This window comes from Demequina sp. NBRC 110051, assembly GCF_002090055.1.
Classification (GTDB): domain Bacteria; phylum Actinomycetota; class Actinomycetes; order Actinomycetales; family Demequinaceae; genus Demequina.
The window spans coordinates 72,824-90,145 of sequence record NZ_BBRH01000013.1 but is presented as its reverse complement, the minus strand read 5'-3'; the positions used below and the strand labels follow the sequence as shown (position 1 = coordinate 90,145).

Below are 17,322 nucleotides of genomic sequence, written 5' to 3'. Positions count from 1 at the left end.
ACCGTCGTACTTTGGACGCAGGTCCCCACCTACGGGAGGTTGACATGCGCCGAGCACCCCACCGCCATCGTTCGGGCGAAGTGCTGCGCCGGCGGGGGATCCCCTCGCTCATCGTGCTGGCTGCGCTCCTGCTGGGAATTGTGGTGGTGAGCCCGCCCGCCGAGGCTCGCTACGCCGAGGGCGGCGAGGGCCTGTACCCGGGCTACATCGACTGGTTCGAATGGGGCGATGACGGCACGCCCATCGCCGAGGGGACCACGGTGACCAACCGGCGCACGGTGGGCGCCAACGTGCTCGCGACGACCTGCACCATCTCCGGCATTGGGGGAGACCCGGGGGGCATCGAGGCCTACCGGCCCGGCAACTACCGCGGCGACGCGCTCGACAACCTGTACAACATCGGCGGGATCGACGGGGCCAACGAACTGGTGTCGGGCATCGCCAATGTCACCGGTACGGGTCGAGCGGTGGTGAACTTTGACTTCGATTGCGAGGTGACGCTTTCCGGATTGGGTGCGGATCCGGTGCCGGTGGATGTTGCCGGACTGGTGTTTGCCGACGCGGAAAGCAACAACGAGTCTCAAGGTGAGTACATCGAGGCGACCCCGGATCAGCCGGACGCGACGTGGCGGGTCATCGACCGCATCCGTGGCTGTGATACGTCCACGATGGCGACGCGCGAGGGTCTGACGTTGCGGCTCGATTCGAATGGCCAACAGTGTGCCGAGGCAAACAACACCTACGGTCCGATCGCGGTCGGCTTCATGGAGGGCGCGACCGGCGCCTCGGTCGAGATGCAGGGCGGCGGCGTGAGTGCCGTAGCCCTCGGTGTGGTATTCGAGGCCGACTTCGGAGACGCACCGATCCGCTACCTTGGCGCCGGCGCGCTGCTGCAGTCGGTGTGGAACGGCGGCGAGGTTCCCGAGGGCGAGACCAACGTGTCTGACGAGTCCTTTGTCTTGGGAGCCCCCGGTGGATACGAGCCCATCCTCGGGTCCACCGTGGATTCGGACGGCGGCTACGTCGGCAGCGCCAACGCTGACCTCGACGACACCACCGGAAACCCGGCGACGGACGAGGACGGCATCGAGCCGCCGGACGTCGTGGACACCGACTACGGCGAGACCTTCAGCCTCACCCCCTCATGCGTGGGTACGGGCGAGGTGGCCGGCTGGATCGACTGGAACGACAACGGCACCTTCGACGATTCCGAACGCCAGGGGCCTGTCACCTGTTCCGACGGCACGGTCACCCTGACGTGGACGGTGCCCGACGATGCCGTCCAGACAGTGGTAGACCCGACCTTCCTGCGCCTGCGCATCGCCGACACCGCCGAGGGTGCCTCGAGCCCCAACGGCCTCACCAGCCGTGGTGAGGTCGAGGACTACCCGATCTACGTCGACCTGCCAGATCCGGGTCTCACCATCGCCAAGGAGGCGGACCCGGCTGACGAGGTGCTGCCCGGCGGCCTCGTCGAGTACACCATCACCGTCGAGAACACCGGCGAGGTGCCGTATGACGATGAGCACGTGCTCGCATCCTTCACCGACGATCTGTCCGATGTGCTCGACGACGCGACGTACGTGCCGGAAGCACAAGCCGACATCGGCATTGTGTCGCTTGAAGGCGACGTGCTCAGCTGGAGTGGTCCGCTGGGACTCGGCGAGATCGCCACCATCACCTACACGGTCCAAGTCGACGACCCGTTCGAGGGCAACGGTTCGCTCAACAACACGGTGGTGGGTCCCGCGGAGTCGAATTGCGCCGAGGACTCCGCCGACCCGTCCTGTACCGCGGTGGTCCCCATCAAGGACCTGGTCATCACCAAGTCCGTTGACCCTGCAGGCGAGGCCCTCGCCGGAGGAGTGGTCGAGTACACCATCACGGTGACCAACACGGGCCAGGCGCCGTACACGGCCGACGACCCCGCGACGCTCACCGACGACCTGACCGACGTGCTCGACGACGCCACCTACAACGACGACGTGGCGGCAGACCCCGGCACCGCAACAGTGACCGACACCACGTTGAGTTGGGAGGGCGAGCTTGCGCCGGGAGCGAGCGCGGAGATCACCTATTCGGTGACGGTGCTCGATCCCGCTGAGTCCGGCGGCGACGGCTTCCTCGACAACGCTGTGGTCGGACCCGACGAGTCCAACTGCGCCGCAGGATCCACGGACCCCGACTGCGAGACCTCGGTACCCGTCCGCGCGCTCCAGATCATCAAGACCTCCGACGGCAGCGACGGTCCCCGTCCCGGCGACACGGTGACGTACACGATCTCCGTGACGAACACCGGTCAGGTGCCCTATACCGACGACGACCCTGCGAGCTTTGACGACGACCTCACCGAAGTGCTCGACGATGCCGAGCCTGGCACCGTCGACGCCCCCGTCGGCACGGCGAGCTTTGATAGCCCGATCCTCCATTGGGAGGGTCCACTGGGAGTGGGCGAGACGGTAGACATCACCTACACCGTGGTCATCGACGACCCTCTCGAGGGTGACGGCAGCCTCTTCAACGTCGTGGTGGGACCCTCCGAGTCCAACTGCACCGATCCCGACGAGACCAACAATGCGGACTGCATTGAGCCCAACCCCATCCGCGCCCTTGAGATCACGAAGACGTCGGAGCCGGCTGACGAGGTCCTCGCCGGCGACACCATCACCTACACCGTGACCGTCGAGAACACGGGAACGTACGACTACACCGACCTTGATCCCGCCTCATTCACCGACGACCTCTCCGACGTGCTCGACGACGCGGAGTGGGACGACAACGTCACGGTGACGGCCGGCACCACGGAGCTCGTCGACGTTGACTTCTCGTGGGAAGGCCCCGTCGAAGCAGGCGACACCGTGACGGTGACGTACTCGGTCACGGTGACCAATCCGCTGAGCGGCGACGGCTACATTGACAACGCCGTGGTGGGCCCGCCGGAGTCCAACTGTGACGCGGGCGCGCTGTCGCCCGACCCCGACTGTTCGACCTCCGTACCGGTGCGCGCGCTTGACATCACCAAGGAGGTCGACCCTGCGGACCAGGCACTCCGTGGCGACCAGGTGACCTACACCGTCACCATCGAGAACGTGGGTGAGGTGGCGTACACCGCCGACGATCCCGCGGTCGTGACGGACGACCTCAGCGAGGTATTGGACGATGCGACCTGGGACGGCAACATCACCGTTTCGGGCGGTAACGCAGAGTTCGTCAGCCCCGAGCTCACGTGGACTGGTCCCATCGCGGTGGACGAGACGGTCACCATCACCTATACCGTCACGGTCGACGATCCCGACTTGGGCGACGGGGTCCTCGCGAACGTCGTCGTGGGGCCGTCCGAGTCCAACTGTTCCGAGGATTCCACCGATCCCGACTGCGCCACCGAGGTGCCCGTGGGCGCCGTGGACATCGTCAAGACTGCCAGCCCTGCCGATGAGGTGCTGCCCGGCGAGACGGTGACGTACACGGTCACCATCGACAACGTGGGACAGGTGGCCTACACCGACGTCACCGTCACCGACGACCTCTCAGAGGTGCTCGACGACGCCGAGTGGGACGGCAACCTCACGGCGTCCTCGGGATCGGCATCGTTCCTCGACGGCATCCTCACGTGGGAGGGCGACCTTGCGATCGGCGCCTCCGTGACCGTCCAATATTCGGTGACGGTGTATGACCCTCTGCAGGGTGATGGGTTGTTGGATAACGCGGTGGTGGGGCCGTCGGAGTCGAATTGTGCTGAGGGGTCGACGGATCCTGATTGTGTGACCGAGGTGCCGGTGAGGGCTTTGAACATCCTCAAGGTGGCTGATCCTGCGGGTGAGGTGTTGCCGGGGGAGTCGGTGACGTTCACGGTGACGGTGGAGAACATCGGTCAGGTGGATTACACGGCCGATGCTCCGGCTGAGGTGGTGGACGATCTCACCGCGGTGCTCGATGACGCTGAGTGGGATGGCGAGGTGACGGTTTCGGCGGGTGAGTGGGAGTTCACGTCGCCTGAGTTGTCGTGGTCGGGTCCGGTGGCTGTGGGTGAGACGGTGACGATCACGTATTCGGTGACGGTCAATGATCCGCTGACGGGTAACGGGCTGCTGGATAACGTGGTGACGGGTCCGGTGGAGTCGAACTGTGAGGCGGAGTCGACGGATCCTGATTGCGCGACGGAGGTTCCGGTCAAGGCTCTCGAGATCGTCAAGGCTGCGGACCCGGACGACGAGGTGCTGCCGGGCGAGACGGTGACGTACACGGTCACCATCGAAAACATCGGCCAGGTCGACTACACCGACCTCACGGTGAGCGACGACCTCACCGACGTCCTCGACGACGCCTTGTGGGTCGGCAACATCACGGTCACCGCGGGAGCAGCCGAGTATGTGAGGCCCACGCTGACCTGGACCGGGCCGGTCGCGGTCGACGAGACGGTGACGATCACGTATGACGTCACGGTCAACGACCCCCGCACCGGCGACGGGCTCCTGACCAACGCGGTCCTGGGACCACCGGAGTCGAATTGCGAAGCGGACTCTATCGATCCGGACTGCTCGACTGAGGTGCCGGTGCGCTCGCTCCAGCTCGAGAAGACCTCGAACTCCGATGGCTCGGTACAGCCCGGCGAACGAGTCGAATACCAGATCACCGTGACGAACACCGGCGAGGTGGACTACACCGCGGACAACCCTGCGAGCATCACGGATGACCTGGCCGCGCTGCTCGACGACGCCGAGTACAACAACGACGCGAGCGCTCCGGTGGGCACCATCGACTACACCGGAACGGTGCTCACGTGGGAGGGGCCACTCGCGGTGGACGAGAGCGTCACGATCACCTACTCGGTGACGGTCAACGATCCGCTCAGCGGTGATGGCGTGCTCGACAATGTGGTGGTTGGACCGCCGGAGTCGAACTGCGATAGCGCCGAGACCACGGATCCCGATTGTGTGGAGCCCAATCCCATCCGCGCGCTCAAGATCTCCAAGCAGGCTTCGCCAAGCGACGAGGTCCTCCCTGGCGGCACCGTGACCTACACGGTCACTATCGAGAACACCGGCGTGGTGGACTACACGGACGACGACCCCGCGGTGGTCTCCGACGACCTCACCGAGGTGCTGGACGACGCGCTTTGGGGCGGCAGCGTGTTTGCCAGCGCGGGCACCGCGGACTACGACGAGCCCATCCTGACGTGGACCGGCCCCATCGAGGCCGGCGACACCGTGACCGTCCAATATTCGGTGACGGTGTATGACCCTCTGCAGGGTGATGGGTTGTTGGATAACGCGGTGGTGGGGCCGTCGGAGTCGAATTGTGCTGAGGGGTCGACGGATCCTGATTGTGTGACCGAGGTGCCGGTGAGGGCTTTGAACATCCTCAAGGTGGCTGATCCTGCGGGTGAGGTGTTGCCGGGGGAGTCGGTGACGTTCACGGTGACGGTGGAGAACATCGGTCAGGTGGATTACACGGCCGATGCTCCGGCTGAGGTGGTGGACGATCTCACCGCGGTGCTCGATGACGCTGAGTGGGATGGCGAGGTGACGGTTTCGGCGGGTGAGTGGGAGTTCACGTCGCCTGAGTTGTCGTGGTCGGGTCCGGTGGCTGTGGGTGAGACGGTGACGATCACGTATTCGGTGACGGTCAATGATCCGCTCACGGGTAACGGGCTGCTGGATAACGTGGTGACGGGTCCGGTGGAGTCGAACTGTGAGGCGGAGTCGACGGATCCTGATTGTGCGACGGAGGTGCCGGTCAAGGCGCTCGAGATCGTCAAGACCGCGGACCCGGACGACGAGGTGCTGCCGGGCGAGACGGTGACGTACACGGTCACCATCGAAAACATCGGCCAGGTCGACTACACGCGGGCGAGCGTCACCGACGACATGAGCTCAATCCTGGACGACGCGACGTACGACGGCGACGCCACGGCATCGGCCGGTGGCTTCACGTTCTCGCGTCCGGTATTGAATTGGACGGGCCCGGTTGCCGTGGGCGACACGGTCACCATCACGTACAGCGTGGTGGTCAACGACCCGCTCACGGGTGACGGCATCCTCACCAACGTGGTGCTGGGGCCGCCCGAGTCGAACTGCGAGGCTGATTCCGAGGACGAAGCCTGCACGACCGAGGTTCCGGTGAGGGCTCTTGAGCTCGTGAAGACGTCCGACACGGGGATTCGCGTCCAGCCGGGAGACTCGATCGAGTACACCATCACTGTGACGAACATCGGTCAGGTCGCCTACACCGAGGAGGACCCGGCGGTCATCACGGACGACCTCAGCGGCGTGCTGGACGATGCGACTTATCAGGGCGACGCGCAGGCCTCCGACGGCGACGTCTCCGTCATCGGACTCGAGCTCACCTGGACCGGTCCGCTGGCCGTGGGCGGCGACGTCACCATCACCTACACGGTGGTCGTGAACGAGCCCGTGACCGGCGACGGTTCCATCGCCAACGTGGTCCAGGGGCCGCCAGAGTCGAACTGCACATCCGCAGTCTCGCTTGACCCCGACTGCATCGAGTTCCACACGCTTCGCGCGCTGGATGTGCTGAAGACCGCGGACCCGGAGGGCTCGGTCACCGTCGGTGACACGGTGACCTACACGGTGGAGGTGACGAACTCCGGTTTCCTGCCGTACACGTTCCTCAACCCCGCCGAGATCGAGGACGACCTGACCGACGTGCTCGATGACGCGACGTACAACGACGACGCGGCGGCGAGCACCGGCGAGGTGGCGTACGCCGAGCCCCTGGTGACATGGTCCGGGGCGCTCGGCATCGGCGAGACGGCGACCATCACGTACTCGGTGACGGTGGACGACCCGCCCGGCGGTGACATCATCCTCGACAACGCGGTGCTGGGCCCGCCCGAATCCAACTGCTTCGCCGCCACGCCGCGCGCGAGCGCCGGTGATGTCACCTGGCCAGAGGGTTGCCACGTCGAGACGCCCATCCGGATACTCGAGGTCGGCAAGACCGTCGACGTGGATGCCGCCTCCCCCGGGGACGTGGTGACCTATACGGTGACAGTGGAATCCACGGGCACGGCACCCTTCACTGACGACCAGCCCGCCACCTTCACGGACGACCTCACCGAGGTCCTCGACGACGCGAAGTACAACGACGATGCGATGGCCGATGCGGGCGAGGTGTCGTTCGATGAACCCATGCTGAGCTGGAGTGGGCCTCTCGCGGTCGATGGGGTGGTCACCGTCACGTACTCGGTGACAGTCGACGATCCGCCCGGTCGCGACATGGTGCTGCTCAATAGCGTGGTCGGACCGCCTGGGTCGCAGTGCGCGGTGCCTACGGCCGACGAACCGCTCCTGTTCGCGGCGGCCGCGCAAGCACTCGACTGCGAAACCATCACGCCCATCAGGATGTACGAGGTGGCGAAGGCGGTCGACGTGACCGAGGCCGCGCCGGGAGACGTGGTGACCTACGCGGTCACCGTCACGTCGACGGGCACCGCCGACTACACGGACGACGTTCCCGCGACGTTCGTCGACGACCTCACCGAGGTGCTCGACGACGCCTCCTATAACGACGACGCGGACGCTTCCACCGGGACGGCCACGTTCGACGCGCCCAATCTGACGTGGAGCGGGCCGCTGGCCGCGGGGGAGTCCGTCACGGTCACGTACTCCGTGACGGTGGACGACCCCGTCGAGGGTGACCTCACGATGGACAACGTGGTCGCCCCCGACGGAGAGATCGGTGGCACCTGCGTCGCCGAGGGTGAATGTGAGACAAGCACGCCGATCGAGGTGCCGCCGGTGGTGCCGGTCGACCCGGAGCAACCGGTCACGCCGGGCGGCGGCGGGTCCGGTGGCGTGTTGGGGACCTCCGGTCCCGATGCGTGGATCCCGTGGGCCGGGCTCGCAGCCTTGCTCACGATTCTTGGAGCCGCGGTGGTGGGCCTCGGCCGGCGCAGGGAGGCGTAACCCCAAGCGTGATACCTGACGGACACACGGCTCTGGCACCATAGTGCGGCGCGCGACCCGCGCACCCACCGTCTGCCTCACCACCCTTGGAGGTCCTCCGTGTCCGTCGTCGACCCGCCCATTGCAGAAAAGCACGCGCTGTGGGAGGACGTGCTCGCCATCCCCACCGGCGCGCTCATGATGTCCTTCGGGCTGTTCTTGCTGGACCAGATCGGGGGAGTGTCGGGCGGCCTCGCGGGCGTCGCGATCCTGGGAAGTTACTGGACGGGCGCCTCGTTCGGGCTGATCTTCTTCGTGATCAACCTGCCGTTCTACTGGCTTGCGGTGCGGCGCATGGGGTGGACGTTCACCATCAAGACGCTGATCTCGGTGACGCTGATCTCGGTGCTGACGTCGGTCCACGGGGTGTACCTCGATGTCAGCGACGTGAACCCGCTCTATGGGGCCGTCTTCGCGGGCCTCGCCATCGGCGTGGGAATGCTGATCATCTTCCGCCATGGCGCGTCCGCGGGCGGCTTCGGCATCTTGGCGGCGTGGCTGCAGGAGACGCGTGGCTGGCGAGCTGGGTTTGTGCAGGGTGCGCTGGACCTGGTGGTGGTGCTCGCATCGCTCGCGCTGGTGCCGCTACCCATCCTGCTGTGCTCGATCGTGGGTGCCGTGCTGCTGAACCTGACCCTCGCGATCAACCACCGGCCGGGGCGCTATTTCGGTTGACGCGGGTCTTCGTGGTCAAAAACGGTCCGGACGCTGTGTAGACTGTTTCCCGGTCCAAACGAGGGTTCCGATCCTCGCATAAGGCCGGTTTCGGGCTGTGGCGCAGCTTGGTAGCGCACCTGACTGGGGGTCAGGGGGTCGCAGGTTCAAATCCTGTCAGCCCGACCGAGAAATGGAGCCGTTCTTCCTGGTAAACGCCGGGAAGGGCGGCTCTTTTTTCTATCTGCGCACGCGCGGGTCGGCGCTGAGATGCGCGCGGAGTGCACCGTCGTGCGACACCTGACTCCCGCAGGTTCGCCCTGAATGTCTATCGGGACACACCGGTCCCGACGTCACCACTTCGACGGCGCGTAGTCCTTGAGGAACACCCCAAACAGGTCTTCGCCGGCCTCGCCGCGCACCACCGGGTCGTACACGCGAGCGGCGCCGTCCACGAGGTCGAGCGGCGCGTGGAAGCCCTCCTCGGCCAGCCGGATCTTGGTGGGGTGCGGGCGCTCGTCCGTGATCCAGCCGGTGTCGACGCTGGTCATGAGGATCTGGTCGGACTCGAACATCTCCCGGGCGCTGGTGCGCGTGAGCATGTTGAGCGCGGCCTTCGCCATGTTCGTGTGCGGGTGGCCCGGTCCCTTGTAGCCGCGTTCGAACACGCCCTCCATCGCGGAGACGTTGACCACGTAGGAACGGCCGGAGGCAGATACCGCGGCCGCCGCCGCAAGTGCCGGACGCAGGCGGTTGATCAGGATGAACGGTGCCGTCGAGTTGCACAGCTGCACCTCAAGAAGCTCCAGGGGCGTGACGTCGCCGACCGCCTGTACCCACGAGTTGGTGTCGTGGTGGTCCGGCACCAGGCCTCCCGCGTCGATGGCCGTGCCATCGGCGAGCCGGGCCAGCGACGACGACCCCGGCGCGAGCGCCTGGTCCGTGAGCCGCTGCGCCTCGCGCGAGCCCACCTCCGCCAGGTGAGCGGACGCCAGCAGCGGGTGCGTGGCTGCGGAGGCCTCGATGCTCACCGGATGCGCATCGGTGGTGCGCCCCAAAGTGAGCAACCGGGGCCCGGCACCATCGGCCCACAGTCCATGCTCGAGCGGAGCCGACTCGGCGTCGACCAGGGGTGCGTAGGCGCCGGGGGAGCGGCGGACCGTCTGGGCCGCGTTGTTGATGAGGATGTCGAGCGGGCCGCCCGCCGCGACGGAGTCCGCCAGCGAGACGACCTGGGCGGGGTCACGCAGGTCGATGCCGACGACGGTGACGCGGTGCAGCCACTCGCCGGCATCGGGCATGGCCGCGAAGCGCCGCACGGCGTCGCGCGGGAAGCGCGTGGTGACGGTGAGGTCGGCGCCGTCGCGTAGCAATCTCAGCGCGATGTGCATCCCGATCTTGGCCCGGCCGCCGGTGAGGAGGGCGCGGCGCCCGCGCAGGTCCGTGCTCGCGTGCCGCTTGGCGTGGCTCGTCTCGGCGCAGGAGGGGCACAGCTGGTGATAGAACGCGTCGACCACCGTGTATTTCTGCTTGCAGATGTAGCACGGGCGCGCCTTGAGGTACTCGCCGGCTGTTGGGGTCGCCGCGCGCGCCTCGAGGGTGAGGCCGCGCGTCTCGTCGTCGATACGGTCCGATGCCCCGGTCGCCGTCGCGGCCACGACGGCAGTGTCGTTGGCGGCGATGGTCGCGCGGCGTTCGCGCCGCCGGCTCTGCTTGACCGCCTTGATCATGTGCGCGGTCGCGTTGCGGACCGCCACAAAGTCGGGGTCGCTCTCGTCGACGTCGCTCAGGGAGCCGAGGACACGCAGTGTGGTCTCGAGGTCCGTGGGGTCGATGCGGTGCTGGCGGTCGGCGGGTGAGAGCGGTGTGGACACTCGTTCTATTTTACCGACGGGCGCCGGGCACGGAGTCCGGCAAGGAAGAGTTCAGCGCCGAGTCGAGACCGTCACCGTGAACTTCGCGTTGCGGGCCACCTGCTCGGTGGGGCCGATGGCACGCTCCAGCAGGGACCGATACCTCAACCCGGAGTTCCACACGCACCACAGCTCGCCGCCGGGCCTGAGCACCCTGGCGACGTCAGCGAACATCCGGGGAGCGATCAGATCGGTCACAGCGGCGGCGGAGTGGAACGGCGGGTTCAGCGCGATGAACGACGCGCTGGCGTCGGGCCTGGCGCCCAGCATGTCGTCACGCGCCACGGTGACACGGTCCTCGAGGCCATTGGCGAGCATCGTCTCCCGTGCGGACGCGACGGCGACCGACGACTGATCACACGCGTACACGTGCGCGTCGGGGTTGCGCGTCGCCATCCAGGCGCCGACGATGCCAGTCCCGCAGGCCAGGTCGATCAACGGATCGCTTGGGGTTCCGCCGGCCGATGCCGTGGGCAGGTGGTCGAGGAGCAGTCGAGTGCCGATGTCGAGCCTCGCGCCCGCGAACACCCCTCCGTACGCGCGCACCTCGAGACCCGCGACGTTCGCGGAGGCCGGCGCTGGATCGAGGCCGTCGTGGGGCCTGCGGGCGATGAGCACGCGGGATTTTTGCCGCGCGTGGCTGACGTCCAGCGTGCCAAAGTGTTCGCTCAGCACCGCGTTCATCGACACTGACATGTGCTTGAGTCGCCCGCCTGCAACCACGACGACGTCGGGGTGGGCGTGCGCGGCGATGAGGCCCGCGATGTCGCGCAGCGCGTCGAGCGAGCGGGGCAGGCGGAGTAGCACGGCCCGTGCGCCGCGGACGAGCTCGGCGTCGAGGGGGAGTGCGAGGAAGGTGTCGGAAAGGTCCACGCGTGTCGCGTTGGCCTCCAGCGCGCGCTCTCCTGTGAGCGCGTCGATGTGCGTGCGGATCCCGGTCGCGCCGGCATGGGCCGCCCCGAGCGTGAGCGCGCCGTAGGCGTCGTTGATCACCACGATGCCGCCCGCCGGAGTCGTCGCGCGTACCTCAGCAGACTCATCGAGGATCAACCGGTCGGCGGCATCGACGGCGACGAGCCCAGGCGCCTCGACGTCGGGCCACCGCCGCAGTTCCTCGAACAGTTCTTTCACGCAGAAAGCCTAGCCAGTGAGGATCTCCTCGCGGCGCCGCATGAGTGCGGCGATGCGCGTTGAGGTGCGCCGGGCGTCGTCCCCGAGCTCGACCCCAAGTCGGTCCAGGCGCTCGCGCAGGTCGTCCGCATTCGTGCGCGCCTGTGCGATGCGCTCCCTCACCATCCAGTCGCTGAGGATGTTGTCGAAGAACACGTCGAAGATCGCCAAGGTGTCGGAGATACTGACGCCGTCGAGCGACGACACCCCGATGTCCGTGAGCTCCACGGCCAGCCGTTCGAGCGCCCGGTTGACCGCGCCGAATGCTTGGGTGGCCGCGTCAATGTTCGAGTGCTTCATGACGTCGGCGACCAGCCCGCCCCCGAAGAAAGTGTCGTACGTCGACCAGCCGCCGGCGCTACCGAGCTTCGCGATGGCGGTGTCGAGCGCGGTGCTCGTGATTTCCCGTGCTTCCAGCGCTTCAGAGATCTCGCGCTGGCGTGCCTGAGCCTCGCCGACTTCCTGTGCGATGCTCTTCAACTCCGCGGCATCGCGGCCGCCGGAAGTATGCAGTGCTACCTCGTAGGCGTCGAGTGCGGCGCCGTAGTCATCGTCGGCGCTGAGCAGTGCATCGTGCTCGCGACTCACGCGCTCGTCGTCGGCGAGCGCGCTGGCAAGCCGTGCCTCGGCGCCGGCCACCGCGAACTGGGCGGCGTCGACCTCGGCCTGCTCGGCGGCTAGGCGTTCGGATGCATTGCCGCGCAGCGTCGCCCAGATCTTCGTGGTGGAGAGCCGCTCCAGCCTCTCGACGTCGGCCGCCTGCACCTGCAGTTGTCGCTCGAGTCCTGCCAGCTCCTCGCGCCGCGCCGTCACCAGGGCTGAGGTGGTTCGCCGTTGCTGGGTGGTCCGTCGCAGGCGTGTACGGGCCTCGGCGGCCATGCGGACGGCTTCGGCGGACGCTACCAGGGGTGACTCGGTCACGAGCCCACTGTGCCATAGGGGGGGCGGGCGGTCGGTATCAGCGCCGCGGCGGTGACGGAGGGACCTCCTTGGCGGCCACAATGGTGTCGCCGGCAATGCGCACAGTGCCCCGCCTTGCCTCCACGACCACGGTCTGGGCATCGACGCTGACGAGGGTACCGAGCGCATCCGTCGCCTGCCCCGAGGGCAGGAGGTAGCGCACCACGACCCGGCGGCCAGGCTTCGGCAGTCTGATCATGGCGTGTGTCCCGGTGTCGTATGGCGGTTCAGGGCGTGGGTGTCGCCGGCGTGTGCTCGACGTGCCGTGTCATCGTATGCCTCGCGCGCGGGGTGCGGCACCCTCGAGCGCTCACGCCCATAATACCCCCAGGGGTATATAATCGGCTCATGGCTACCACTGACCTCACCTCCACGACGTTCACCTCCACCATCGAGAACAACGACATCGTCCTGCTCGATTTCTGGGCCGCATGGTGCGGCCCGTGCCGGTCGTTCGCGCCCATTTATGAGGCCGCCTCCGAGCGCCACCCCGACATCGCCTTCGGCAAGATCGACACCGAGGCGGAGCAGGGCCTCGCCGCGACCTTCGGTATCACCTCGATCCCCACCCTCATGGTTTTCCGCGAGGGCGTCATCGTCTTCGCGCAGGCCGGGGCGCTGATGGCGCCTCAGCTCGAAGACCTCATCTCCCAGGTCCGCGCCCTCGACATGGAGGCCGTCCACGCCCAGGTCCGAGCGCAGCAGGAAGAGGCCAACGCCTAAGCCGCAGGCTTTTCGGCCTCGGCCACGATGCGGTTGACCATCCCGCTAAATACCAGGCCGTGAAAAGGCAGCATCGCGAGCCAGTAGAGGCGTCCGGTGAGCCCACGCGGGAAGAAGATGGCGCGCTGCGAGTACTGCGCGCCATCCCCGCTCGGGGTCACTCCTAGTTCGAGCCACGCCTTGCCGGGGACTCGCATCTCGGCCCGGAGCCTCAGGAGTCGCTCGGGCTCGATGTGCTCCACGCGCCACACGTCGATCGCGTCGCCCACGCGGACGGCCTCGTGGCTGCGCCGGCCGCGACGGTGACCCACCCCGCCCACCACGCGGTCCATGAGGCCCCGCGTCGCCCACAACACCGAGGCCGAGTACCAGCCGGTCGCGCCACCGACTTGGGTGACGACGTCCCAGACGGCCGATGCTGTGGCTGAGGTCCGTTTGCTGCGCGCGTCTTGGAAGACGGTCCGGCCCGCCCAGTCGGGGTCGCTGGGGAGGGGGTCGCTCGGAGCTCCGACGACCGTCGCATCGGCCCAACTCGTCTCGACGTCGTCGATATCGATCCTGGCCAGAGCCAGGCGTACGGCCTCGCGGTAGGGGGTGAGGCCCCCGGGCGGGGGCGGGATGACGCGCGCCACCGCGTCGCCGTCGCGCACCACGCACGTGTGTAGCAGGGACTCCACGAGCGGTACGGCGATACGTCGAGGTACCGGCGTGACGAGTCCCACCCAGTGGGAGGCGAGCCGTGGGGTGAAGACCGGTAGCGCGGTAATGGCGCGATGGGGGAGTCCTGCCACCTCGGCGTAGCCGTTCATCATCTCGGAGTAGCGCAGCACGTCCGGCCCGCCAATGTCGAAGGCCTCGTTGATGTCCTCCTCGACGCGCGCTGCCGAGAGCAGGTAGTAGAGCACGTCGCGGATGGATATCGGTTGGATGTGATTGAGCACCCACCGCGGGGCGGGCATGTAGGGCAGCACCTCGGTAAGGTGGCGCACCATCTCGAAGGATGCGGACCCCGCGCCGATGACGACGCCCGCTTGTAGCACGATGGTGGGCGTCGCGGAGGCGAGCAGGATGTCGCCCACCTCCTTACGCGACTCGAGGTGAGTCGAGAGTTCACCGTCGGGATGAAGCCCGCTGAGGTAGACGATCCGACCCACGCCCGCCGCGGCTGCGGCCTTCGCCACCCCGAGCGCGATGGTGCGGTCGAGCCGCCCGTAGTCCTTTCCGCTCGACATCGAGTGGATGAGGTAGAAGACGGTGTCGATGCCGGCGACGGCGTCTCTCATCGCCGTTTCGTCCGCGGCATCGCCCTCCACCACCTCCACCTGTGCGGCCCATGGCATCGCACCGATCCGGTTCGCCGAGCGGGTGAGCACACGCACCCGGTAGCCGCCGGCGAGCAGCCGCGGCACCAGGCGCCCGCCCACATACCCTGTGGCGCCGAGCACGAGCACTCGCGGTGCCGATCCATCGTCGTCGGGCGTGGCGCTGAGGCCGTCTTCGGTGCCGAAGGGCCAGCGGAGTTCGTCGGCTGAGGGCTCGGGGTGGTGCTCGGCGGGCATCGGCAGGGCTCCCTCACATCGGCGGTGGTGTGCTGGATGAAACCCCCACCGACGAGGCTGCTATTCCCCGCAGCGCTCAGTCGAGGAAAATATCGGGGAAGAGGTCATCGTCGTCGGTGCCCGGCACGGCGGCGTAGCCAGACAGATCGGTGACCCCCATGTCCGCGAGAACGTCCTCGACGATGAGGCTCCGTCCCGCCATCTGGTCCGCCGGAAGGGTCAGCACGGCATGCGCGGCGTCCGCGCAGATCTCGGGTGTGCGGCTGAGTGCCATGAGTCGATCGCCGCCGATCACGTTGCGCACCGCGGCGGTGGCGATGGTGGTGCGGGGCCACAGCGTGGCGGCGCTCACCCCGCGCCCGCCGAACTCGGCGGCAATCCCGAGCGTCGCCATGGTCATGCCGAACTTCGCGAGCGAGTACCCCGTGTGCGCGCCGAGCCACCGGGGCGTGGGATTCAGCGGAGGCGACAGGGAGAGCACCCGGGCGTCGTCCGACTCGAGGAGGTGCGGGAGCGCGGCGCGCGTCAGCATGAAGGTGCCGCGCACGTTCACGTCCTGCATGAGGTCGTACTTCTTCTCGGCGAGATCCGCGGTCCCGGACAGGTCGATGACGCTCGCGTTGTTGACCACCATGTCGATTCCGCCAAACCGCTCGACTGTCTCGCTCACCGCCCGCGTGATGTCGTCATCGCGACGGACGTCGCCCACGATCGGGTGGGCCTGGCCGCCTGCGGCGACCACGGCATCGGCCGCCGTGAAGACCGTGCCTTCGAGCCGGGGATGAGGAGCGTCGGTCTTCGCCAAGAAGGCGATGTTGGCGCCGTCGCGCGCGGCGCGCAGCGCAATCGCGAGACCGATGCCCCTGCTCCCGCCCGACATGAGGATCGTGCGGCCGTCCAGGCTCATGGTGTGCGGTCCTGTCGAGCGCGAGCGACAAAGGCCTCGATACGCGGCGGGGCCTCCACTCCGTCGTAGGCGGCGCCGATCGTGGTGGCCTCGTCGTCGAGGCTGTCGTGCCACGGCCTCGTCGCGCCCAGACGGATCAGGCGCTTGGCTTCGCCCCAGGCATGCGAGGGTCCGTTCGCCCACCGTTGTGCCAGCTCGAGCGCGCGGGCGTGAGGGTCGTCGGCGATCTCCTCGAGCGCGCCCCAGGTGAGCGCCGTGGCCGCGTCCACCTCAACGCCGGCCAGCAACATCGCGCGCGCACGGCGTTCCCCCACGGCCCGCGAGAGGAGCGTGCTCACGCCAAGATCGGGGGTGAGCCCCACGTCCGCGTATCGTCCGGCGAGGCGCACGTCAGGGCCGGCGACGATGTAGTCGGCGGCCAGCATGATTCCCAGTCCGCCCCCAGCCACGGCGCCCTGGACGGCCGCCACCGAGGGCACGGGGGATTCGACGAGCGCCGCGATCCCCTCGTGGATCGTGTGTGCCGCGGCCGTCACCTCGGTGCCCGTGACGCCCTCACCTGCCATCGCAACCACGTCACCGCCGGCGCAGAAGGCGGAGCCCTTCGCAGAAATGACGATGGCGCATGCCTCGCCGGAGGTCGCTTGGACGCAGGCGTCGCGATACGCGCGACCCATCTCGAAGTCGATGGCGTTGAGTCGCCCTGGCCGGTCGAGGGTGATCTTCGCGATGCCCTCTTCCACGGCGAAATGGATGCCTGCGTTCACGGTGCCTCCTTGTGGCTCGTCGTTGAGCCGTCACGGTCATCCTGTCATGGCTGAGGGGTTGCCAGGGCGAGCCGCGTGTGTTCGAATAGCGATATATCGTTCACTATCGCTCGCGACCTGAACGTGACGGGCGCGGGCACGACTGCAATCACCTAGGAGGAGCCATGGGACGCGCCGGATTTAACCCCTCGCAGGCCTCGGAGGCCATGTGGGACGCCATGGAGCAACTGCGCTCGCAGTTCGACCGCAAGGTCGGCACGCGCATGGGACGCGGCGACGTCCGCGCCGCAGTTCTCGCGCTGCTCAACGAGGAGCCGATGCACGGCTACCAGATCATTCGCGAGATCACCGAGCGCACCGATGGGCGCTGGAAGCCCAGCGCCGGCTCGGTCTACCCGACGTTGCAACTGCTCGCCGACGAGGGCCTGGTGTCCGCCGAACTCTCGGCGGATCGCAAGACGTACTCGCTCACCGACGACGGCGCGGAGGAAGCGGCAGCCGCCGCGGCATCGGCCCCCTGGGTGACGGTCGAGACCGACGGCCACGGCTTCTCGACCACGGCCAAGGCGGGTATGGACCTCGCCCAGGCGGTGGCCCAGGTCGCGCGCACGGGCACCTCGGCCCAGCAGGAGCGGGCGACGGAGATCCTCACCGAAGCCCGACGTAAGATCTACTCGATCCTGGCGGAGGACTGACGGGAGG

At 67.6% G+C, this 17,322-nt stretch carries 11 protein-coding genes and 1 tRNA gene; 5 read left to right on the top strand and 7 right to left on the bottom strand.

The genetic code is table 11. From position 1 onward, the window contains the following. The first annotated feature begins 44 nt into the window (after nt 1–44). The 3 genes from B7K20_RS07905 to B7K20_RS07895 all read left to right on the top strand — a co-directional run bounded on the left by B7K20_RS07905 (nt 45) and on the right by B7K20_RS07895 (nt 8,807). Nucleotides 45–7,928 carry a CshA/CshB family fibrillar adhesin-related protein gene (locus tag B7K20_RS07905; RefSeq protein ID WP_144018593.1) on the top strand — a complete coding sequence of 2,628 codons (7,884 nt, stop codon included), beginning with the start codon at nt 45–47 and terminating at the stop codon, nt 7,926–7,928. Between the two features lie 99 nt (nt 7,929–8,027). Continuing rightward, nucleotides 8,028–8,642, top strand: a complete 615-nt coding sequence (locus B7K20_RS07900) for a YitT family protein (protein ID WP_234985765.1) — start codon at nt 8,028–8,030, stop codon at nt 8,640–8,642. A gap of 91 nt (nt 8,643–8,733) precedes the next feature. Further along, nucleotides 8,734–8,807 (top strand) — tRNA-Pro (locus B7K20_RS07895). A 167-nt stretch (nt 8,808–8,974) separates the two neighbouring features. Here B7K20_RS07895 and B7K20_RS07890 read toward each other — a convergent pair. The 4 genes from B7K20_RS07890 to B7K20_RS07875 form a co-directional block, all read right to left on the bottom strand. After that, nucleotides 8,975–10,495 (bottom strand): SDR family NAD(P)-dependent oxidoreductase, encoded by a 1,521-nt coding sequence (locus B7K20_RS07890; RefSeq protein WP_084101985.1) that lies wholly within the window; start codon nt 10,493–10,495, stop codon nt 8,975–8,977. A 51-nt stretch (nt 10,496–10,546) separates the two neighbouring features. Then, nucleotides 10,547–11,665 carry a class I SAM-dependent methyltransferase gene (locus tag B7K20_RS07885; protein WP_084101984.1) on the bottom strand — a complete coding sequence of 373 codons (1,119 nt, stop codon included), beginning with the start codon at nt 11,663–11,665 and terminating at the stop codon, nt 10,547–10,549. A 9-nt stretch (nt 11,666–11,674) separates the two neighbouring features. After that, nucleotides 11,675–12,583 (bottom strand): hypothetical protein, encoded by a 909-nt coding sequence (locus B7K20_RS07880; RefSeq protein ID WP_144018592.1) that lies wholly within the window; start codon nt 12,581–12,583, stop codon nt 11,675–11,677. 79 nt (nt 12,584–12,662) lie between these two features. Further along, nucleotides 12,663–12,863, bottom strand: a complete 201-nt coding sequence (locus B7K20_RS07875; protein ID WP_084101982.1) for a hypothetical protein — start codon at nt 12,861–12,863, stop codon at nt 12,663–12,665. Between the two features lie 149 nt (nt 12,864–13,012). On the opposite strand from B7K20_RS07875, the gene trxA reads away from it, so the two are divergent. Then, nucleotides 13,013–13,387, top strand: coding sequence for a thioredoxin (gene trxA / locus B7K20_RS07870; RefSeq protein ID WP_084101981.1), 375 nt, complete (start codon nt 13,013–13,015; stop codon nt 13,385–13,387). On the opposite strand, the gene B7K20_RS07865 is transcribed toward trxA, so the two are convergent. From B7K20_RS07865 to B7K20_RS07855, 3 genes are all read right to left on the bottom strand, one after another. Further along, complete coding sequence (locus B7K20_RS07865; protein WP_084101980.1) at nt 13,384–14,946, bottom strand: SDR family oxidoreductase; 1,563 nt, start codon at nt 14,944–14,946, stop codon at nt 13,384–13,386. The genes trxA and B7K20_RS07865 overlap by 4 nt on opposite strands. A gap of 76 nt (nt 14,947–15,022) precedes the next feature. After that, nucleotides 15,023–15,853: an NAD(P)-dependent oxidoreductase gene (locus B7K20_RS07860; protein WP_084101979.1), complete on the bottom strand. Its 831-nt coding sequence runs from the start codon at nt 15,851–15,853 to the stop codon at nt 15,023–15,025. Further along, the gene (locus B7K20_RS07855; protein WP_084101978.1) at nt 15,850–16,620 is read right to left on the bottom strand and encodes an enoyl-CoA hydratase/isomerase family protein; all 771 of its coding nucleotides are present in this window, start codon (nt 16,618–16,620) and stop codon (nt 15,850–15,852) included. Before B7K20_RS07855 ends, B7K20_RS07860 begins: the two co-directional genes overlap by 4 nt. A 164-nt stretch (nt 16,621–16,784) precedes the next feature. Here B7K20_RS07855 and B7K20_RS07850 point away from each other — a divergent pair, with 164 nt between their 5' ends. Beyond that, nucleotides 16,785–17,315 carry a PadR family transcriptional regulator gene (locus B7K20_RS07850; RefSeq protein ID WP_234985764.1) on the top strand — a complete coding sequence of 177 codons (531 nt, stop codon included), beginning with the start codon at nt 16,785–16,787 and terminating at the stop codon, nt 17,313–17,315. The last annotated feature ends 7 nt before the right edge of the window (nt 17,316–17,322 follow it).

Bases quoted from the DNA above. Each gene is read 5' to 3' on its own strand.
- B7K20_RS07850 (WP_234985764.1), top strand. From the start codon at position 16,785: ATGGGACGCGCCGGATTTAACCCCTCGCAGGCCTCGGAGGCCATGTGG.
- B7K20_RS07880 (WP_144018592.1), bottom strand. From the start codon at position 12,583: ATGGCCGCCGAGGCCCGTACACGCCTGCGACGGACCACCCAGCAACGG.
- B7K20_RS07875 (WP_084101982.1), bottom strand. From the start codon at position 12,863: ATGATCAGACTGCCGAAGCCTGGCCGCCGGGTCGTGGTGCGCTACCTC.
- B7K20_RS07905 (WP_144018593.1), top strand. From the start codon at position 45: ATGCGCCGAGCACCCCACCGCCATCGTTCGGGCGAAGTGCTGCGCCGG.
- trxA (WP_084101981.1), top strand. From the start codon at position 13,013: ATGGCTACCACTGACCTCACCTCCACGACGTTCACCTCCACCATCGAG.
- B7K20_RS07865 (WP_084101980.1), bottom strand. From the start codon at position 14,946: ATGCCCGCCGAGCACCACCCCGAGCCCTCAGCCGACGAACTCCGCTGG.
- B7K20_RS07860 (WP_084101979.1), bottom strand. From the start codon at position 15,853: ATGAGCCTGGACGGCCGCACGATCCTCATGTCGGGCGGGAGCAGGGGC.